We start from the raw sequence: 20,303 nt of genomic DNA on the forward strand, positions 1-20,303 counted from the left end.
CTCTCTTACTTCTGATTAATATTTTTTCGTAATAACACCGTTGAAATCGTTTTATAAATCACAAATGCATCCATTTTAAAGCTGACATTCGCCGCATAGAAAGCATCTAAACGCATACGTTCTTCCATCGAAGCACTATTTCGCAACAAAGCTTGTGTTAAACCCGTAATACCAGGTTTCACATGAAACTTTGTTTTATAGTAATCAGGATAACGATGTGTATTGCCAAGCGGACTCGGACGCGGTCCAACAAAGCTCATGTCACCTTTTAATACGTTCAGCAATTGCGGTAATTCATCAATACTTGTTTGACGTAACACACGACCGATATTTGTCACACGCGGGTCTTGATCACTATTGAACGTACTGCCATCCGCATTACGAATGTCTTGTGCGTTTTCTTTCATTGTACGAAACTTATGCATTTCAAAAGGCAACATACCGACACCTAAACGTTGTCCATTATATAAGATACTGCCTTTATCTTCTCTCTTAATCATTATACTAACAGGCAAAGCTACAATTAATAACACCGGCAACAACGCTACAAATAACAACACATCTAACAAACGCTTAATATTTTTCCGGTAACTCATCACGCAGCCCCTCCATTTCTCGATAAATTTCTTGTAATGCATCTATAAACTGATATTGTGGGACAAAATCAATTTCTTGTTGTGCTCGTGCACCATCCATATAAGAAGGTTCAAAATAATCCGGCACATCTTCATCTTGACGTTGAATGTCAGTCGGATTGCCGAACACTTGATTGATATGTTGCGCCACTTCTAGGTTCGTTAACGTTTCACTGCCTTTAATGTTTTGAATTAAGGAAGTGTTTGGATGCTGTGACGCTTGCCAAATCGCATTTGCCGCATCTTTCGCATATAAAAATTCACGTGATACATCACTCTCACCCATTACTGTTAAGGGCTTCCCTAACAAAGCTAAGCGCATAAAATAATTAATCATATAGTTATTTTTCTCATGTGCGCCAAATAAATGAGAGAAACGTAAACACACTATATCCAACTGATAATGCTTACGATAATACGCAGCCAGCTGTTCAATATAACGTTTATTCAAACCATATAAAGACTTCGGCACATCACTCACTGCGTCTTCTTCCTGCCAAGGCAATGTAGAAGTATCATCATATACAGAAATAGAAGAAGCCACGATTACTTTTTTACATTTTTGTTCAAGCGCCGCTTCAAACACATGTTGTGCCATCTGTACTTCTTCTGTATAACTGCTGATGTCTTTCTTTGGTCCTCTATTACCTGCCAGATGAACAATGACATCATCTTCTTGAAATATCATCTCCAAAGAAGCCTCGCTGTAATCGGTTTGGACTTGATGCGCATCTTCTGTATTTTGACGACGTGATAAAACTGTATAATCAATAGCTTTATCTTCTAATAAAGCAGTCAGATAGCGACCAAGCAATCCTGTGCCGCCTGTAATTCTAAAGGCCATTTAATCTTCCTCCTTCATCAGCGGATAAATATAAAAGCCCACTTTGTCATACACACCGTTAACAGGTCTGATGAATTCTCCTTGTTGGTAATAACGATAGCTTTCTAAAGTATGATCTGGTACTTTGAATTGATAATAATCAATCGGTTGTTTCGGTGTCTCACACATAAATTCTAAGACTACTGGTTGTGTCGTTGTCGCTTCCGTAAATGTAGGGGCTTGTTCTTCTAGAAGATGCTTGAACGTTTTCTCTAATAAGTCATCATGATTATAATATTGAATCAATTTATGCATATGACAACCATCAAAGCGTGGCGTAATTTCAATAATAAATGCTTCGTGATTCATTACTTTTACTTGCGCATACACAGGACCGTTTTGAATTTTCAGGGTCTCTAAGTGTGCTGCAATCGCTGCTTCAATAGAAGCCATAGGATAATCATAATCAGGGTCGATAATATGTTTATGGATTAAACCTGGGTGTTCAGGCCATGTTTCGCGCATCGATACCAAGGTAAATTGCAGTTCGCCATCTACAACATAGCCATTCACTGAAATTTCATAACCATCGATATAGCGTTCAATAATTGCTGCGCCTTCTCTAGACTGATCCACCGCATAAGCAATCGCTTCTGGTAAATCAGCAGCTTGTGTCACTAAAGTAATGCCACGTTGTCCTTGACCATCTGTCGGTTTCACAAAGACTGGGTAGTCAATTTCTGTTTGATGGTTCACATCTTTTGTGATTTCAAAAGGGACAGAACCTGTAATCCCTTTGGTTTGTGCACGCATTACATCTTTGTGATTACATGCATATGCTGTGTCATAACTGACAAAGTGTGGTAAATCTAAGACTTCTGAGATTTTATTCGCAACTGGCATAGCCAAATCTGAGCCTACTGAATAAACAGCATCAATATGATGTTGTTTGATATAAGCGGTGACTGCCGCTTCATCTATAATATTAATCTCTTCAAAATAATCTGCACTGTCAGCACCAGGACCATCTTTTTTCATGGCCAACGCATGTGTTTCGTAACCCATCTCTTTTAATTTCTCTATAGCTTCAGCTTGTACAGGTGCCACACCTAGAATTAAGACCTTCTTCATACCAGCACCCCGCCGACTGCTTCATTCACTTGTTTAATAATGTATTCTACTTGTTCATCTGTTAATTGCGGATAGAGCGGTAATGTCAATTCGTTCACATAATGCGCATACGCATTCGGGAAATCTTTAATGTCAAAGCCGTATTCTTGGTACGCTGAAAACATTGGTAACGGTTTATAATGCACATTTGTCGCAATACCTTCATCCGCCAAATGTTCAATAATCGCATTACGTTGTTCTTCTGTTGCCCCTTTAATCCACGTGATATATAAGTGACAGCTGGATTCTTTATCATTATCAAAGTGTTTTAGCGTCTTGATAACATCTGAGTTTAAATTTTCATCATATAAACGTACCACTTCTTTACGGCGTGCTAAGTTTTCATCATAATGATTGAGTTGATCCAAACCAATGGCCGCATTGATATCTGTCATATTGAATTTGTAACCTAACTCTGAGATGTCATATTCCCAGTTCCCTTTCTGCATTTTAGATAAGGCATCTTTACTTTGACCGTGCAGAATAGAAGTTTTGTATAGTTTCTGTAAATCAAAACCATGTGCTTCGTAATCTTTCGTCCATGTAACTGCCCCACCTTCAGCAGTCGTCAGATTTTTTACCGCATGGAAAGAGAATGTGGTAAAGTCTGCGAAGCTGCCGCTTTTGTTTTCCCCTTTGGTCGCGCCGAATGAATGGGCACCATCATTAATAATCGCTATACGATTTAATAAAGCGTGCACAGGATTTTCCGTGTGGAAAAGTGCTTGTTTACGACGTGCAATTTCAAATAATCGATCGTAATCGCATAATTGACCTGCAATATCCACAGGAATAATGGCTTTTGTGTTTTCTGTGATTTTATCTTCGAGTTGTGTGTAATCCATTTCTAAGGAGTCTTTTTGCGTGTCTACTAATACAATTTTAGCGCCGACATGGGCGATGACTGAGGCTGAAGCGGTGTATGTATAAGCAGAAGTGATGACTTCGTCCCCTTCGCCGATACCTAATAAACGTAATGTCATTTCTAAAGCAGCCGTTGCTGAGTTCATTGCGACTGTGCCTTCTGTCCCCATATAGTCAGTTAACGCTTCCTCAAATGCTTTCGTTTTAGGCCCTGTCGTAATCCAACCGCATCTTAAAGTTTCCACAACACTTTCGATGGCCTCTTCAGAAATTTTAGGCGGACTAAATGGTATTTGCATAGCTATCTTCTCCTTTATCTTTAACGATTATCTCTCACTATGATGCCAAGAAATAATACTTTAGAATATCTGCCAAATATCCAAATGTTTTTTTGTTTATCGCTTCCATCCGAAAAGATTTCTGCCATTTCATCACACATCGCAAATATTCTAATTAGATATTATGTTCCAATTTAGTAACAGTATAATCCACTAAGTAAAAAGTATTCAATCAATATTCGTAATTAAAATTATTATTTAACAATCCTAATTTTAGAATTACATACCATTAATAAACTAATTATAAAATCAACACTCACTTAACATTCTTTACATACAATTAACACAATCTCACCTTTACCATTTCAGAAATAAAAAACCATAAAAAAGACGCCCCTCGAACTTTCAAAGGACGTCTCATCTTACTTATTCAGTTTTTAAATTTAATACTTATTTCTCTTCATTATCTTTCTTACGACGTTTACCAAAGAGTAACCAAGCACCTAAACCAGCGAACAATGTGCCGAATAATGTTTTCTTCACATCATCTTGACCTGTATCAGGCAAGTCTTTATCTTTAGCAGTTTGTTGCTTATCTGCTTTTGTTGGTTGTTTACCTTCAGCTTCTGACTGAGCTGGTACATCTTGTTCACCTTCAGTCGTTACTGTTGTACCATCATTAGTTTCAGGTTCAGATGGTACATGTGGTGGCGTTACTCCATCTTTATCTTCAGATGGCACAGTAACTTCTGGTGATGTCGGTTGTGATGGTTTTTCTGGTTGTGTTGGTGTCTCAGGTGTACTTGGTGTTATTGGTTGTTCTGGTTGATTTGGTTCGCTTGGTTCATTTGGCACTTCTGTTTCAGGCTCTTCTGGTTTTTCTGGTTGCGTTGGATTTTCAGGCTGTTCTGGTGTGCCTGGCGTTTCTGGAACTTCTGGTGTTGGTTTCTCAGGATTTTCCGGCTCTTGTGGCTCTTCCGGTGTTGTACCTGGATCTTCTGGTGTTGTGCCCGGATCTTCAGGTTGTTCTGGTTCCTCTGGTGTTGTGCCCGGATCTTCAGGTTGTTCTGGTTCTTCTGGTGTTGTGCCCGGATCTTCAGGTTGTTCTGGTTCTTCTGGTGTTGTACCCGGATCTTCTGGGTCAACTGGTACTGTGCCAGTTCCTCTTTCAACAATTCTGTCTACCTTTTCAACCAGTGTAATTGTTGTTGTATCTGGATTGATGAGTTCACCTGTTTTCGGATCTACGCCGTAAACTGTTGTTGTTTGTGTTTGACCTGTTTTACCTGGCTGTACTTCATATTCTGTACCTGCTGGTAAGTTCGGGTTATCTTGGTAGATTGTGTCATATGGGATATCTGTCGTTGTGACCACTTTTGTGCCGACACTGATCACTCTGTCTTTCGGCAGATTATTCGGGTCATTCGGATCTCCTGGCGTACCTTCTTCTATCACTTGTGTCTCGCCAACTGGCAAGTCTGGATTTGGACGGTACGTTGTAGATGGTGCGACAGGTCCATATTCAATCACACGGTCAACTGGCGGTGTTGTGACAGATTCTGTTGTTGTCGGATTCAATAAAGCGCCTGTTGTTTTGTCTACTTCGTACGTTGTCGTCGTTGTAGTTACGCCGTTTTGACCTTCTTGTGCCACATGATTAACTGTACCGACTGGTAAATCAGGATTGTATCTGATAATTGTTTCAAATGGTATAGGTGTTGTTGTTTGTTCAACGTTGTTCACACCTACCACTTCATTGACTGGTGGTGTTGTAATTTCTGATGTCGCAGGTTGCCCTGGTACTTTCGTTGTTGTTTCAATACCTGGTTGTCCTTCTGTTGTCACTGTCTGTGTACCGATTGGTTGTGATGGATCCGGATTCGCTTCATATGAAGTTGACGGCGGTATTTCTGTTGTTGTCGTTGCGGTTGTGCCGACTCCGATTTCAATCACTCTATTTTGTGCCGGTGTCACAGTTGTTGTGACAGTTGATGGATTTTCAAGTGCACCAGTTTCTTGATTAACTGTGTACGTCGTTGTTGTTTCAGTTTGACCTGTGATACCTGCTTGTACTTCATTTTGAGTACCTTGCGGTAAGTTAGGATTTTCTTGGTAAATTGTTTCGAATGGTACGTCATTCGTTGTTGTTTGAGTTGTACCTTTTGCGACAATTTGCGGTGTTGGTGATGTTGTTTCAGTTGATGTTGCTGGATTCACCAATGCACCTGTCGTCGGATCCACTTCATACGTTGTCGTTGTAGTTGTCGTACCGTCTTGACCTGGTGTTACGACACTTTCATAACCGATAGGCTCATCTGTACTGATATACTGCGTATCGTATGGTACTGATGTTGAATCAGTTACGACATTACCTACATAAACGACTGTGTTTGTCGGTGGATTATCTGGGTCATTCGGATCTCCTGGTTGACCTTCCACTGTTCTTGTTTCACCTGCTGGTAAGTTCGGGTCTGGTTGGAAAACCACTTGGCCTGCAGCTGGTCCATATTCCACAATACGTTGCACTGGGTTGGTTGTCTCAGTATTCGTTATCGGGTTAATCAACGCACCCGTTGTCGCATCTACTTCATACGTTGTTGTCTTCGTAGTAACACCGTTTTGACCTTCTTGTGCGACATGGTCCGTTGTGCCGACTGGCAGATTCGGATTATATCTGACAATCGTGTCATACGGAATCGTTTCTGTTGTTTGTTCTACGTTGTTGACACCGATAACCTCATTCACTGCTGGTGTTGTCACTTCTGTTACCGCTTCTTGACCCGGTTCTTTCGTTGTTGTAGATTCACCTGGTTGCCCTTCTGTAATCACTGTTTGAGTACCAATTGGTTGTGATACATCTGGGTTCGCTTCATATGAAGTTTGCGGCGCAATCGGTGTTGTCGTAGATGTTGTTGTACCGCTACCGACTTCAATGATTCTGTCTTGTTTCGCAATATCAGTAGTTGTCACTTCTGTCGGATTTTCTAACGCACCTGTTTGTGGGTTCAACGTATACGTCACAATCGTTGTCGTTTGACCTGTAACACCTGCCTGTAACTCGTTTTGTGTGCCTTGAGGCAAGTTAGGATTCTCGATATACACAGTTTCGTATGGTACATCGTTCGTTGATGTTTGTGTTGTACCTTTTTCCACAATTTGTGTGACAGGTGGTGTCTTGATTGATGTTACTTCTGGATTAATCAATGTACCTGTTGTCTTGTCCACTTGATAAATCGTTGTTGTCGTTACTACTCCGTCTTGACCTGGTGTCGTAATATTTTCGTAGCCCACCGGTTGAGTTGTCGGTACATATTGCGTGTCATACGCAACTGGTGTTGTATCTGTTGTCATATTACCAACTTTAACGACCGTCTCTGTCGGTGGATTATTTGGATCATTCGGGTCACCTGGTGTACCTGGAACAGTTACTGTTTCGCCATATGGCACACTTGAATCTGGTTGGTAGACCACACCGCCTTCTACTGGTCCATATTCCACAATACGTTGCACTGGATTTGTTGTTTGTGTTTCAGTCTGAGGATTCGTCAACGCGCCTGTTTGACTGTCCACCTCATACGTTGTTGTCGTTGTAGTGACTCCATTTTGACCTTCTTGCGCAACATAATCTGTTGTACCGACAGGTAAGTCTGGATTGTAACGGATGATTGTTTCATACGGAATCGTTGGCGTTGTCGTATCCACATTGTCTACACCAATCACTTCATTAACCGCTGGTGTAGTAACTTCTGTCACCGCTTCTTGTCCAGGTGTTTTCGTTGTCGTTGACTCGCCCGGTACGCCTGGTGTCACCACTTGTGTATCACCTGTACCTGCGTCTGAATCAGGGTTCGCAACGTACGTTGTTTCTGGCGGAATTTCTGTTGTTGTCGTTGATGTTGTGCCGACACCCACTTCAATAATCAAGTCTTGTTTTTCTACTAGCACTTGATCTGTTGATAATGGATTTTCTAGCTCGCCTGTTTGCGGATTCACCGTATAAGTTACTGTTGTTTGCGTTTGTCCTGTGATACCTGTTTGCAGTACATTTTCTGTACCTTGAGGTAGATTAGGATTATCTTTGTAAACCACATTGTAAGGAACGTCAGCTGTTGTGACTTGTGTCGTACCTTTTTCAATCACTTCATCAACAGCTGGTGTTGATGTTGTTGTGATTTGCGGGTTACTTAAAGCACCCGTTGAAGGATTCACGCTATACGTTGTTGTTGTTGTTTCTGTACCTGTTTGACCTGGTGTTTGTACATTCGTATAAGTTGTTGGTGCATCAACACCTACATATTTCGTTTCATAAGGTACTTGAGTTGTTTCTGTTGTTGTATTGCCGACTTTCACAATAGTATCTGTCGGTAAGTTATCTGGGTCGTTTGGATCTCCAGGTGTACCTGGTGTTGTAGATGTTTGACCTGCAGGCAACGTCGCATCTGGTTGATAAATGATGCCGCCTTCTACCGGTCCATATTCCACAATACGATTCACCGCATCTACTGTTGTCGTTTGTGTTTGTGGATTTGTTAACGCACCTGTTTGATTATCTACCTCATACGTTGTTGTTGTTGTCGTTGTACCGTTCGTACCTTCTTGTGCGACATAATCTGTTGTACCTACAGGAAGGCTTGGGTTATAACGTACGATTGTTTCGTATGGAATGGTTGTTTCTGTACGTTCTACGTTATTCACACCAATAATTTCATTCACTGCAGGAATCGTTGTTTCCGTAACCGCTTCTTGTCCTGGTGCTTTCGTTGTCGTTGATTCGCCTGCTTGACCAGGGACTGTCACAGTTTGTGTTCCGACAGGTTGCGTATAATCTGGATTAGCTTCGTATGACGTAGTCGGCGCAATCGGTGTTGTCGTTGTTGTCGTTACGCCTGTACCGACTTCAATAATACGATTGATTGCTTCTTGTGTTGTCACTGTAGAAGAAACCGGGTTTTCTAAAGCACCTGTTTCCGCATTGAGTGAATAAACTGTCGTTGTTTGTGTTTGACCTGCTGAACCTTCTTGAAGCACATTTTGTGCACCTTCAGGTAAATTAGGATTTTCTACATAAACCGTTTCATATGGTACAGCACTTGTTGTGACTTGAGTTGTGCCTTTTTCAACAACTTGTGTGACAGCTGGTGTTGTATTTGTCGTCACTGCTGGATTGCTTAATGTACCTGTTGTTGGATCCACATCATACACTGTTGTCGTTGTAGATGTACCATCTTGACCTGCGACTTTCACATTTTCATAGCCTACTGGTTCAGTTGTTGGAACATATTGGGTGTCATATGGCAACGCATCCGTTGTTGTAACTTGGTTACCCACTTTCACTACTGTTTCAGTCGGTAGGTTATTCGGATCATTCGGGTCGCCTGGCGTACCTGGAATTGTTTCTGTTTCACCATATGGCAGATTCGCATCTGGTTGATACACAATCGTACCTTCAACCGGACCATATTCTACAATTTTATTGATAGGTGCTGTTGTGCTTTGTGTTACTTGCGGATTAGACAATGTACCTGTTGTGCTGTCTACATCATATGTCGTTGTCGTTGTTGTCGTACCGTCTTGACCTTCTTGTACCACTTGATTCACTGTACCGACAGGTAAATCCGGATTATAACGGATGATGGTTTCGTACGGAATTGTTTGTGTTGTCGTATCCACATTGTCTACACCAATCACTTCATCAACAGCTGGTGTTGTTGTTTCAGTGACAGGCTCTTGACCTGGTGCTTTCGTTGTTGTCGATTCACCTGGCTTACCTGGTGTGATGACTGTTTGATCACCTGTGCCTGGGTCTGCATCTGGATTTGCGACATAGTTTGCCTTAGGTTCAATCACATCTGTTGTCGTAACAGTTGTGCCGACACCTACTTCAATAATGCGTGTTTGTGCACCAGATAGAATTGTTGTTTCTGACGTTGGATTTTCTAACGCACCTGTTTGACCATTTACTTGGTAAGTTGTTGTTGTTTGTGATGTGCCAACGCTACCTGCTTGAATTTCATTTTGTGTACCTGCAGGTAAATCTGGATTTTCTCTATATACTGTGTCGTAAGGAATATCCGTATTTACAACTTGTACTGTACCTTTTTCAATCACTTCAGTTGTTGAAGGAATTGTCGTTGTTATAGTTGCTGGACTTTCAAGTGCACCTGTTTCTGGGTTCACAGTATACGTTGTCGTTGTTGTCTCAGTACCATTTTGACCTGGTGTTTGAACATTTGTATACGTTGTCGGTTCACTAACACCTACATATTGTGTGTTATAAGGAACTGGGCTTGTTTCTGTTGTCACGTTGCCCACTTTTACCACAGTATCCGTCGGCAGATTATTCGGATCATTCGGATCTCCTGGTTGACCTGGTACTGTACTTGTTTGACCAGCTGGTAATGTCGGGTCTGCTTGATATGTTGTACCGCCAGCAACTGGTCCGTATTCTACAATTTGATTTATTGGATCTATTGTTGTTGTTTGTGTGTTCGGATTAATCAATGCTCCTGTGTTTGTATCAACTTCATAAGTTGTCGTAGAAATAGTTGAACCATTTTGTCCTGTTTGTGCTACATAATCCGTTGTGCCGACTGGCAGATTCGGATTATAACGGATAATTGTTTCATATGGTACATCCGTTTCTGTTTGTGTCACATTGTTTACACCAATGACTTCATTCACAGGTTGCGTTGTTGTTTCAGTGACCGCAGGTTGTCCTGGTGCTTTCGTTGTTGTCGATTCACCTGGCACACCTTCTGTGATCACTGTTTGTTCTCCGATTGGCTGCGCTGTATCAGGGTTTGCGGTGTAACTTGTTGTTGGTGCGATTGGTGTCGTAGTTTGTGTCGTTACACCTGTACCGACCTCAACAATACGGTTTTGTACTTCTTTTGTTGTTACTGTATTTGAAGTTGGATTTTCTAACGCACCTGTTTGCGCATTTACTGTATAAGTTGTTGTTGTTTGAGTTTGTCCTGTAATACCTGCTTGAATTTCATTTTGTGTACCTGCAGGCAAGTCTGGATTTTCTCTATAAATTGTTTCGTAATTCACATCGTTAGTTTCAACTTGCGTTGTACCAATTTCCACAACTTGTGCAGTAGCTGGTGTTGATGTTGTTGAAACTTGAGGGTTCGTCAACGCTCCAGTTTCCGGATTCACATCATACGTTGTTGTCGTTGTTTCTGTACCGTTTTGACCTGTCGTTGCAACATTTTCATAACCCACAGGCTGGTTTACACCGACATATTGTGTTTCAAACGGAACATCTGTTGTGCTTGTATCTACGTTATCAACACCTACAACTTGGTCTACAGCCGGAACTGTCTCTGTGACAGGTGTTTGACCTGGTTCAGTCGTTGTCGTTGTTGAACCTGCTTGTCCTGGCGTAAGAACAGTCGTACCGCCCACACCTGCATCACTATCTGAATCCGCAACATAGATTGTTTTCGGTGGCAGCTCTGTCACTTCAGTTGTTGTGACACCTGTACCACGTTCAATAATACGATCTTGTTTTTCAACTTGTGTTGTTGTCACAGACACTGGATTTTCAAGTGCACCTGTTGTCTGATTTACAGTATATGTTGTTGTGATTTCTTCTTGTCCCACAATACCTGCTTGAACCTCATTTTCAGTTCCTACTGGCAAGTTCGGATTATCGACATACGTTGTATTAAATGGAATATCGTTTGTTGTCACTTGTTTTGTACCGATTTCAATCACTTGTGCCACTGGTTGTTCTGTCGTCGTTGTTGTTTCTGGAGAAATCAATGCACCTGTATTCGGGTCGACTTGATACGTTGTTGTTGTCGTTGTTGTACCATTTTGACCTGATGTCGCCACATTTTCATAGCCGATAGGTTGATCTACTGCTACATATTGCGTATCGAATGGAATCGTATCTGTTGTTGTGTCTACATTATCAACACCAATCACTTCGTTGACAGGCGGTGTTGTTGTTTCAGTAACTGGATCTTGTCCTGGTGCTTTCGTTGTTGTTGATTCACCTGGTACACCTTCTGTAATCACTGTCGTGTTACCGACACCTGCATCTGGGTTCGGTGCTGCTTCATACGTTGTCGTCGGCGGAATCACTGTTGTGTCTGTTACTGTCACGCCAGTGCCGACTTCTACAATACGATCTTGTTTTTCAGTCAGCGTTACTGTATTCGCAACTGGATTGTATAACTCTCCAGTTTCTGGATTCACGCTATAAGTTGTTGTCGTTTGTGTCTGCCCAATGACACCTGCTTGAAGTTCATTTTGTGTGCCTTCCGCAAGGTCTGGGTTCTCTCTATAAATCGTTGTATAAGGTACTTCAGCTGTAGTGACTTGTTGCGTACCGATTTCCACAACTTCTGTCACAGGTTCTGTTGTTTGATTAACTGATGTCGGATTGCTTAACACACCTGTATTTGGATCCACCTGATACGTTGTTGTAGTAGTCGTTGAACCATCGACACCTGTTGTTGCAACATTTTTATAATCTGTCGGTTGATCTACTGCCACGTATGTCACATCATGTGGCAAGACAGTTGTCGCAGTATCGACATTACCTACTTTAACAACCGTATCTGTCGGTAAGTTATTTGGATCGTTTGGATCTCCTGGTACACCTTCAGTAGTCGTTTGTTGGCCTACTAGTAAGCTTGGGTCTGGTTGATAAATTACTTCTCCTGCCACTGGACCATATTCAATAATACGATCAACTGGCGCAGTTTCTGTTGTATTAATCGCAGGATTTAATAATGCGCCTGTATCTGGGTCAACTTCATACGTTGTCGTTGTTGTTTTAAGACCCGTTTGCCCTTCTTGTGCCACTGAATTCGTTGTACCCACTGGTAAATTCGGATTATAACGTTCAATCGTGTTATACGGAATATCTTGTTGTGTCACATCCACATTATCTACGCCAATGACTTCCGTCACAGGTTCTGTTGTCGTTGTCGTAACTGCCTCTTGCCCAGGTTCTTTGACTGTCGTTGATACACCAGATTGACCTTGTGTAATAATCGTTTGTTCGCCGACACCTGGATCATTATCAGGATTTGCTTGATAAGTTGTTTCAGGTGGGATTGGTGTTGTCGTAGACGTTGTTACGCCTGTACCCACTTCAATAATGCGGTCTTGCTTTTCAACTAATGTCGTTGTGTTTTCAACTGGACTTTCTAGTGCACCTGTTTGTGTGTTCACTGTGTAAGTCGTTGTTGTTTGTGTTTGACCTGTAATACCTGTTTGAACTTCATTTTGTGTACCTTGTGGTAAATACGGATTTTCTCTGTAAATCGTTTCATATGGGACATCCGCTGTTGTTGTTTGAACTGTTCCTTTTTCAACCACTTGTGTCACTGGCGCAATCGTTTGAACTGCAGTCACAGGGTTTGATAGTGAACCTGTGTTTGGATCCACTTGATACGTTGTTGTGGTAATCGTTGTACCGTCTTGACCTTGTGTTTGAACATTTGTGTAATCTGTCGACTGACTCACACCTACATATGTTGTTTCATATGGTTGTGTCGTCACATCCGTTTGCACATTACCCACTTTGACAACTGTATCTGTCGGTAAGTTATTCGGATCATTTGGGTCTCCAGGTGTACCTTCAATAGTATTAGTTTGATTATAAGGTACATTACTGTCAGGTTGATACACGACATTGCCTGCGACAGGACCATATTCCACAATCTGACTCACTGGTTCTGTTGTGTTTGTTTCTACTTGCGGATTTAATAATTGGCCTGTTGTCGGGTCTACTTCATACGTAGTTGTCGTTGTTGTAACGCCATCTTGACCCTGTTGAACGACTACATTTGTACTGCCTGTCGGCAAGTTCGGATTATAACGTGTAATCGTATCATAAGCTGTCGTGCTCGTTGTAGTATCCACGTTATCTACACCAACCACTTCATTCACTGGTTCTTTAGTCGTTGTAGTGACCGCTTCTTTACCTGGCTCTTTTACCGTTGTCGCAACACCTTCTTGACCAGGCACTAAGATAACTTGGTCTCCTGTGCCAGGGTCTGCATCAGGGTTCGCTTGGTAAGTTGTTGTCGGTAAAATCGGTGACGTTGTAGATGTCGTTACGCCTGTACCTACTTCAATAATTTGGTCTTGTTTGTAAATCGTAGTTATTGTGTCAGATGTCGGACTTTCTAACGCACCTGTTTCTGGATTTATCGTATACGTTGTCGTTGTTTGTGTCTGACCAACTACGCCTTGTTGTACCACATTTTGTGTGTCTTGTGGTAAATCTGGGTTTTCTCTATAAATCGTTTCATATGGGACATCCGCTGTTGTCGTTTGAACCGTTCCTTTTTCAACCACTTGTGTAACTGGTCCAATCGTTTGAACAGAAGTGACCGGATTTGATAACGCACCTGTATCTGGGTCCACTGTATACGTCGTTGTCGTAGCTGTTGAACCTTCTTGTCCTTCTGTTCTGACATTTGTATAATCTGTCGGTTGACTCACACCTACATATTGCGTGTCATAAGGTAATGTTGCGAGTTCATGTGTTGTATTACCTACTTTAATCACTGTGTTTGTAGGCAGATTATTCGGGTCATTCGGATCGCCAGGCGTACCTTCAACCGTCGTTGTTTCATTATATGGCAGGTTCGGGTCTGCTTGATAAATCGTTTCTCCGGCAACCGGACCATATTCGATAATTTGTGTCACAGGTTGTGTTGTCTCTGTTGACACTTGTGGATTAGACAGTTGTCCTGTCGTTATATCTACGTCATACGTTGTCGTTGTCGTAATCACACCATCTTGACCTGGTTGTGCCACTACATCTGTACTGCCTACTGGCAAGTTCGGGTTATAACGTGTTTCTGTTTGGTACGGAATTGTTTCTGTTGTTGTATCTACGTTATCCACACCAATGACTTCATTCACAGGTTGTGTCGTAATTTCAGTGACTGGCTCTTGACCAGGTTCTTTCGTAGTTGTCGTTTCACCTGCTTGTCCAGGTGTTATTACTGTGTAATCACCTGTGCCCGCATCTGGATTAGGGTTTGCTTCGTAAACCGTTGTCGGCGCTATCGGATCTGTAGTCACAACAGTTGTACCTGTACCGACTTCAATAATACGGTCTTGTTTTTGAACTGTTGTCGCATCTGTTGATGATGGATTTTCTAATGCGCCTGTTTCAGGATTCACTGTATACGTTGTTGTCGTTGTTATTTCCCCAACCACACCTGGTTGGATTTCATTTTGAACGCCTACAGGTAAATTCGCATTTTCTTGATAAATCGTTTCATATTGTACTGGTGTTGTCGCAACTTGGACTGTTCCTTTTTCAACCACTTCTGTCACAGGTTGTGTCGTTTGTGTTGAAATAGATGGATTAATCAATGTACCCGTATTTGGATCGACTTCATAAGTTGTTGTCGTTGTCGTCACACCATTTTGACCCGCTGTTTGTACATTTGTATAATCTGTCGGTTGATTAACACCTACATATTGCGTGTCATAAGGTAATGTTTCATTTGTTGTATTGACATTACCGACATACACAATAGTATCCGTTGGTAAGTTATTCGGATTATTTGGATCTCCAGGTGTACCTGGTACTGTATTTGTTTGGTTATATGGCAAGTTCGGGTCGACTTGATAAACCGTATTACCTTCAACTGGTCCGTATTCTACGATACGCGGTGTTGATGGAGACACTTCTTCCGTTGTCACCGGATTAGATAACGCACCTGTTGCCGGGTCAACTTCATATGTCTTGATTGTCGTTGCGGTACCTTCTTGTCCTTCTTGAACGACCACATTTTGTGAACCAACAGGTAATGTTGGGTTATAACGGTTGATTGTTTCATATGGAATCGGTGCTGTCGCTGAATCAACATTATCTACACCGATGACTTCATTAACCGCTGGTGTGGTTGTCGTTGTAACCGCTTCTTGACCTGGTTCTTTCACTGTTGTTGACACACCATCTTGACCTTCAACAACCACAATTTGGTCACCTGTACCTGAATCTTTGTCAGGGTTCGCTTGGTAAACCGTTGTCGCTGGAATTGGTGTAGTTGTGACAGACGTCGTACCTGTACCCACTTCAATAATACGGTCTTGTGCTTGTACTAAAGTATCTGTATTTGAAACAGGACTTTCTAATTCACCTGTTGTGCTGTTGATTGTATAAGTTGTTGTTGTTTGTGTTTGACCTACCACACCTTCTTGCAACACATTTTCTGTGCCTTGTGGTAAATCTGGGTTTTCTCTATAAGTCGTTTCATATGGTACTTCTGCTGTTGTAACTTGGACTGTCCCTTTTTCAATTACGCGATTTTCTGCAGGCACTGTTTCTGTATTAGTTTGCGGATTAATCAATTCACCTGTTTGAGGATTGACCTCATATGTTGTTGTCGTTGTTGTTGAACCATCACTGCCTTCAGCCACTACATTTCTATACGTCGTCGGTTCATTCACACCAATGTATTCCGTACTATGAATAATTGGTGTTGTTGATGTGCTGACATTACCAACATAAACAATTGTGTCCGTCGGCAAGTTGTTTGGATCGTTCGGGTCCCCTGGCGTGCCTGGCACTGTATTTGTTTGGTTGTATGGTAAGTTCGGGTCGACTTGATACACTGTATCGCCTGCGACTGGTCCATATTCATAGACTTGGTCAACTGGATTGATTGTATTTGTCACAGTTTGCGGGTTAGATAATGCACCTGTTGTCGCATCTACATCATACGTTGTTGTCGTCGTTGTTGAACCATTTTGTCCCTCTTGAACTAACGTATTCGTTGTTCCTACTGCTAAATCCGGGTTATAACGATACACCGTATTATATTGAATCGGTGTCACGTTAGTATCAACATTATCCACACTGATGACTTCATCAACAGCTGGTGTTGTCGTTGTTGTAACTGCTTCTTGACCAGGTTCTTTTACTGTTGTTGCGACACCATCTTGACCTTGCGTCACAACTGTTTGGTCTCCAACTCCTGCATCAGGGTTTGGATCTGCAACATATGTCGTACCTGATGGAATCGGTGAAGTTGTTGATGTTGTCACACCTGATCCTACTTCAATAATTTGATCTTGCTTTTGTGTTAATGTCGTTGTTGATGTTGTCGGATTTTCTAATGCACCTGTTGTCTGGTTCACTGTATAAGTCGTTGTCGTTTGTGTTTGACCTGTTACCCCTTGTTGAACAACGTTTTGTGTACCTTGAGGTAAGTTTGGATTTTCTCTATAAATCGTTTCATATGGTACATCTGCTGTTGTTGTTTGAACTGTTCCTTTTTCAATGACTTGTGTTACAGGTTGAACTGTCGATGTAGTAGTCACTGGATTAGATAATTGACCTGTTGCTGGGTCAACCGTATAAGTCGTTGTCGTTGTTGTTGATCCTGCTTGGCCTTGTGTACGCACGTTTGTATAATCTGTTGGTTGGTTTACACCGACATATTGTGTGTTGTAAGGAATAGTTGTTGTCGTCGCTTGTACATTATTCACACCTATAACTTCGTTTGTTGGCTGTTGTGTCACGTTCACAATAGTATCTTTACCTGGTTCTGTTGTTACAGTTTGTGAACCTGGTACACCTTCTACCACAATCGTTTCAGTACCAAGCGGTTTTGTCGGGTCTGAAACAGCTTGATAACTTGTACTTGGCTCAATTGTTTCTACGGTTGTTTGCGCCGGCACAGCTTCAGGGTTGACTGAGTTATTACTGATTAACACAATTCTTTGAATCGTATTTAAGTTTAAAGTACTTAAGTCTTTACTGCTTGTACCTGAAGGTGTTGAGCTGGCACTTGTAGATTCTGCTGTATTATAAGTTGGTGTACCTGTAGAGAAACCTTTTTGTGCTGCTTGTAAATCTACAACGTCAGACCAAACTGTATCCGCATCTGCACTTTGATTTGGATCACTAAAGTGTGTCGCATTCCAAGTTTTAACAATATAAGAACCATTCCACTTCATATAACCTGGAGAGCCAGGATCCATATAAATCAAGTTCGGCTTACTGCCATTTGTACTTTGACCACTTGTGACAATACTATTCTTTTGGAAGTTGATATAGTTCGCATTATCAAAGATAAATTGGCGGTTTTGACTTGTTCCGCCTAAAGGAATCGATAAAACTTCCGCGTAATAGTCACGGTTATCTGTACGCAAGTCTAATGTCGCATTATCTTTCACCCATAATAATGCACTTTGCGTACCTGTCGCATTAATGTTGACTAAGTCATTATAAGCGCCGACTTGTGTCTTAGTATCTGGGTTCCATTGATGGTTTTTTGCATCTAAGAATAATGTCGCGTACTCATCAATTAAAATTTGAGAGTTACCATCTAATCCTATCAGGTTGTTGTTTGAGTAATCACCCGCACGATGTCCATCGGAATATGCGATGAATTTAGAGTATTGGCCAACTTCGAAAGTACTGCCAGTCCCCATATCTACAATGTTACCGTTACCTTTTTGACTGATATTGATTGTAGAATTCGCACCTGTGTAAAGCGTGCCATCATTCGCAAAGTCAAAAATATTTTGACCTGTAATATTTAATGTCGAACCATCACCGATTAACACAGAGCCGCCATTACCGACTTGGAATGCAGTTGTGCCGTTCGTTGTGCCCCATGGGTTGGTTGGCGAAACGTTCATTGTAATATTTGAATTCGTACCTGTTGTAATTACACCGCCATCAACGACTTGCAGTGCGTTACCTAAACCAGTACGTGTAATATTAACTGTCGCATCTGCCGCAATATTGATATTCTTCGCACCAATGTTTGAACGGTTTAAAGTACTGTCATTACTAATTGAACTGAAGTTGCCGCTAATATTGACATTCACGTTTTGGTTTGCGAGTGTACTGCTCACCAAGTTACTGCCAGTATGTTTGACGTTATTGAACGAGATAGTGTTGTTAGTCGTCGTACTTGCGCCGAAGTTTACTAAACCACCTGTATTGCCTGTTGTAATATTCATATTTTGATACGTCATATTCCAACTGCCTGATGTTGCTGGGGCGTTAATAATATTCGTTCCCGTATTCAACGTATAACCGCCACCATCAATCGTCACAGAGCGTCCTGTTGAAGTTTGAAGGTTCGGTGAGCTTGTACCTGTGATATTGCCAGTCAATTGAATATTAGAGACTGTTTTGTCATTTAACGCCGCAATAAACTGATCCCACGTGCTGACTTGTGTCGCAGGTGCTGGTGCTGCATATGCTGAAAATGCCATCATACGAAACATCGGTGAAATACTTGTTGAACTTGATGTCGTTGATGATTGTGTAGATGTTGTTAATGGTAATTCGCCCACAGGATCACTGCCAGGTGCGCTCGATGTATTCAGTAAATAAGAAGTCAATAAAGCACCTGCGATTTCTTCATCTGTCGCAGTATTCGCATCTACTGCCATACCATCTACCACTTGTTGTGCTGCTTCAGGTGATAAATTTTCTTCAGTTGCTAAATAATCTGTTAAAGCGCTTTCCTTATCTGTACTGCTATCCAATGTTTGTGATAAATCTTGAGACAATGTCGGTGTTGGTGATTCAATAGATGAAATCGTTGTGTCATTCGTTGAATTTGGCGTAGAAGTATCATTAGCTGTACTATTTGTAGTGTTATTATCAGTTGTTGATGGTGCATCTGACGTTCCTGTTGATGTATCTGGATTTGATGTATCATTTGATGGTGCCGCTTGAGATTCTGATGATGTATCATTTGATGGTGTTGTTTGAGAGTCTGATGAAGTGTCGTTTGATGATGAAGGTGCGTCTGTTGAAGGTGTTGTCTTAGTATCAGGAGTACTTTGTGTTTGAGATGATTCATTGGATGATGGCTGTGAAGGTGTTGGTGTTTCTGAAGGTGTTGATGTTGAAGATTCTTGATTAGAAGGTGTTGAATCTTGTTCTGTAGTCGTATCTGGTGCTGGCGCAGGGTCAGTTGTTGGCGCAGACGTCTCACCAGATGGCGTGGATGTCGCAGGTGTTTCTGTTGTTTCAGTTGTATTTTGAGCCGGTTCTTGTGGTGGAGAGGTATCAACTTGTGGTGCTGTTTCTGTCGTATTCGTCGTTGTTTCTGGCGTATTTGTTTGTGTCTCTTGTGTCGGTGTAGTTTCTGTAGTTGACTCAGTTGTTGAAGTGTCGCCACTTCCCGTCGAGCTGCTTGAGCTGCTGCCTGATGAATCAGATGTGCTGTTTTCAGCTGCTCTTGCTTCATCGTTTACTCCTAAAATCAACATTGTTCCTAATAGAATCGAAGCTGTTCCTACGGTAAATTTACGTATAGAATACTTGTTCCGTCTATTCGGAAGAAAATCTAATTTTTTCATAGAAAAAATTCCTCCTCGTTTTCTCCAAACCTTTGTTTCGCTTGTTCAACATTTAGTTTCGTTTAAAAATTGCTAATTGAGTTAATTATACTGAAATTTCAAGAAGTGTCTATAACTATTTTAGTAAATTTCAAAAGTTTCACACTTTTTTATTTTGATAAATATTTTTAACATGAAATTTACTTTTGTACACTTCCTCGTTACGTTTCTCTT

At 41.5% G+C, this 20,303-nt stretch carries 5 protein-coding genes; all 5 read right to left on the reverse strand.

What is annotated here, in order from left to right:
- Positions 1-5: 5 nt before the first annotated feature.
- Complete coding sequence (locus tag KRR19_RS04000) at positions 6-596, reverse strand: sugar transferase (protein ID WP_002480004.1); 591 nt, start codon at positions 594-596, stop codon at positions 6-8.
- Positions 574-1,479, reverse strand: coding sequence for an NAD-dependent epimerase/dehydratase family protein (locus KRR19_RS04005; protein ID WP_002480005.1), 906 nt, complete (start codon positions 1,477-1,479; stop codon positions 574-576). Before KRR19_RS04005 ends, KRR19_RS04000 begins: the two co-directional genes overlap by 23 nt.
- Entirely contained in the window at positions 1,480-2,589 is a 1,110-nt protein-coding gene (locus KRR19_RS04010) for an ATP-grasp domain-containing protein (RefSeq protein ID WP_156666829.1), read from the reverse strand.
- Complete coding sequence (locus KRR19_RS04015; RefSeq protein ID WP_002480007.1) at positions 2,586-3,791, reverse strand: DegT/DnrJ/EryC1/StrS family aminotransferase; 1,206 nt, start codon at positions 3,789-3,791, stop codon at positions 2,586-2,588. The genes KRR19_RS04010 and KRR19_RS04015 overlap by 4 nt, the downstream gene beginning before the upstream one ends.
- Positions 3,792-4,220: 429 nt before the next feature.
- The gene (locus tag KRR19_RS04020) at positions 4,221-20,090 is read right to left on the reverse strand and encodes a G5 domain-containing protein (protein ID WP_216733451.1); all 15,870 of its coding nucleotides are present in this window, start codon (positions 20,088-20,090) and stop codon (positions 4,221-4,223) included.
- Positions 20,091-20,303 lie beyond the last annotated feature (213 nt).

The organism is Staphylococcus sp. CWZ226 (assembly GCF_018986355.1).
GTDB classification, from domain to species: Bacteria; Bacillota; Bacilli; order Staphylococcales; family Staphylococcaceae; genus Staphylococcus; species Staphylococcus simulans.

Excerpts from the sequence above, each read along its gene's own strand:
- KRR19_RS04000 (WP_002480004.1), bottom strand. The coding sequence starts at position 596 with ATGAGTTACCGGAAAAATATTAAGCGTTTGTTAGATGTGTTGTTATTT.
- KRR19_RS04015 (WP_002480007.1), bottom strand. The coding sequence starts at position 3,791 with ATGCAAATACCATTTAGTCCGCCTAAAATTTCTGAAGAGGCCATCGAA.
- KRR19_RS04020 (WP_216733451.1), bottom strand. The coding sequence starts at position 20,090 with ATGAAAAAATTAGATTTTCTTCCGAATAGACGGAACAAGTATTCTATA.
- KRR19_RS04010 (WP_156666829.1), bottom strand. The coding sequence starts at position 2,589 with ATGAAGAAGGTCTTAATTCTAGGTGTGGCACCTGTACAAGCTGAAGCT.
- KRR19_RS04005 (WP_002480005.1), bottom strand. The coding sequence starts at position 1,479 with ATGGCCTTTAGAATTACAGGCGGCACAGGATTGCTTGGTCGCTATCTG.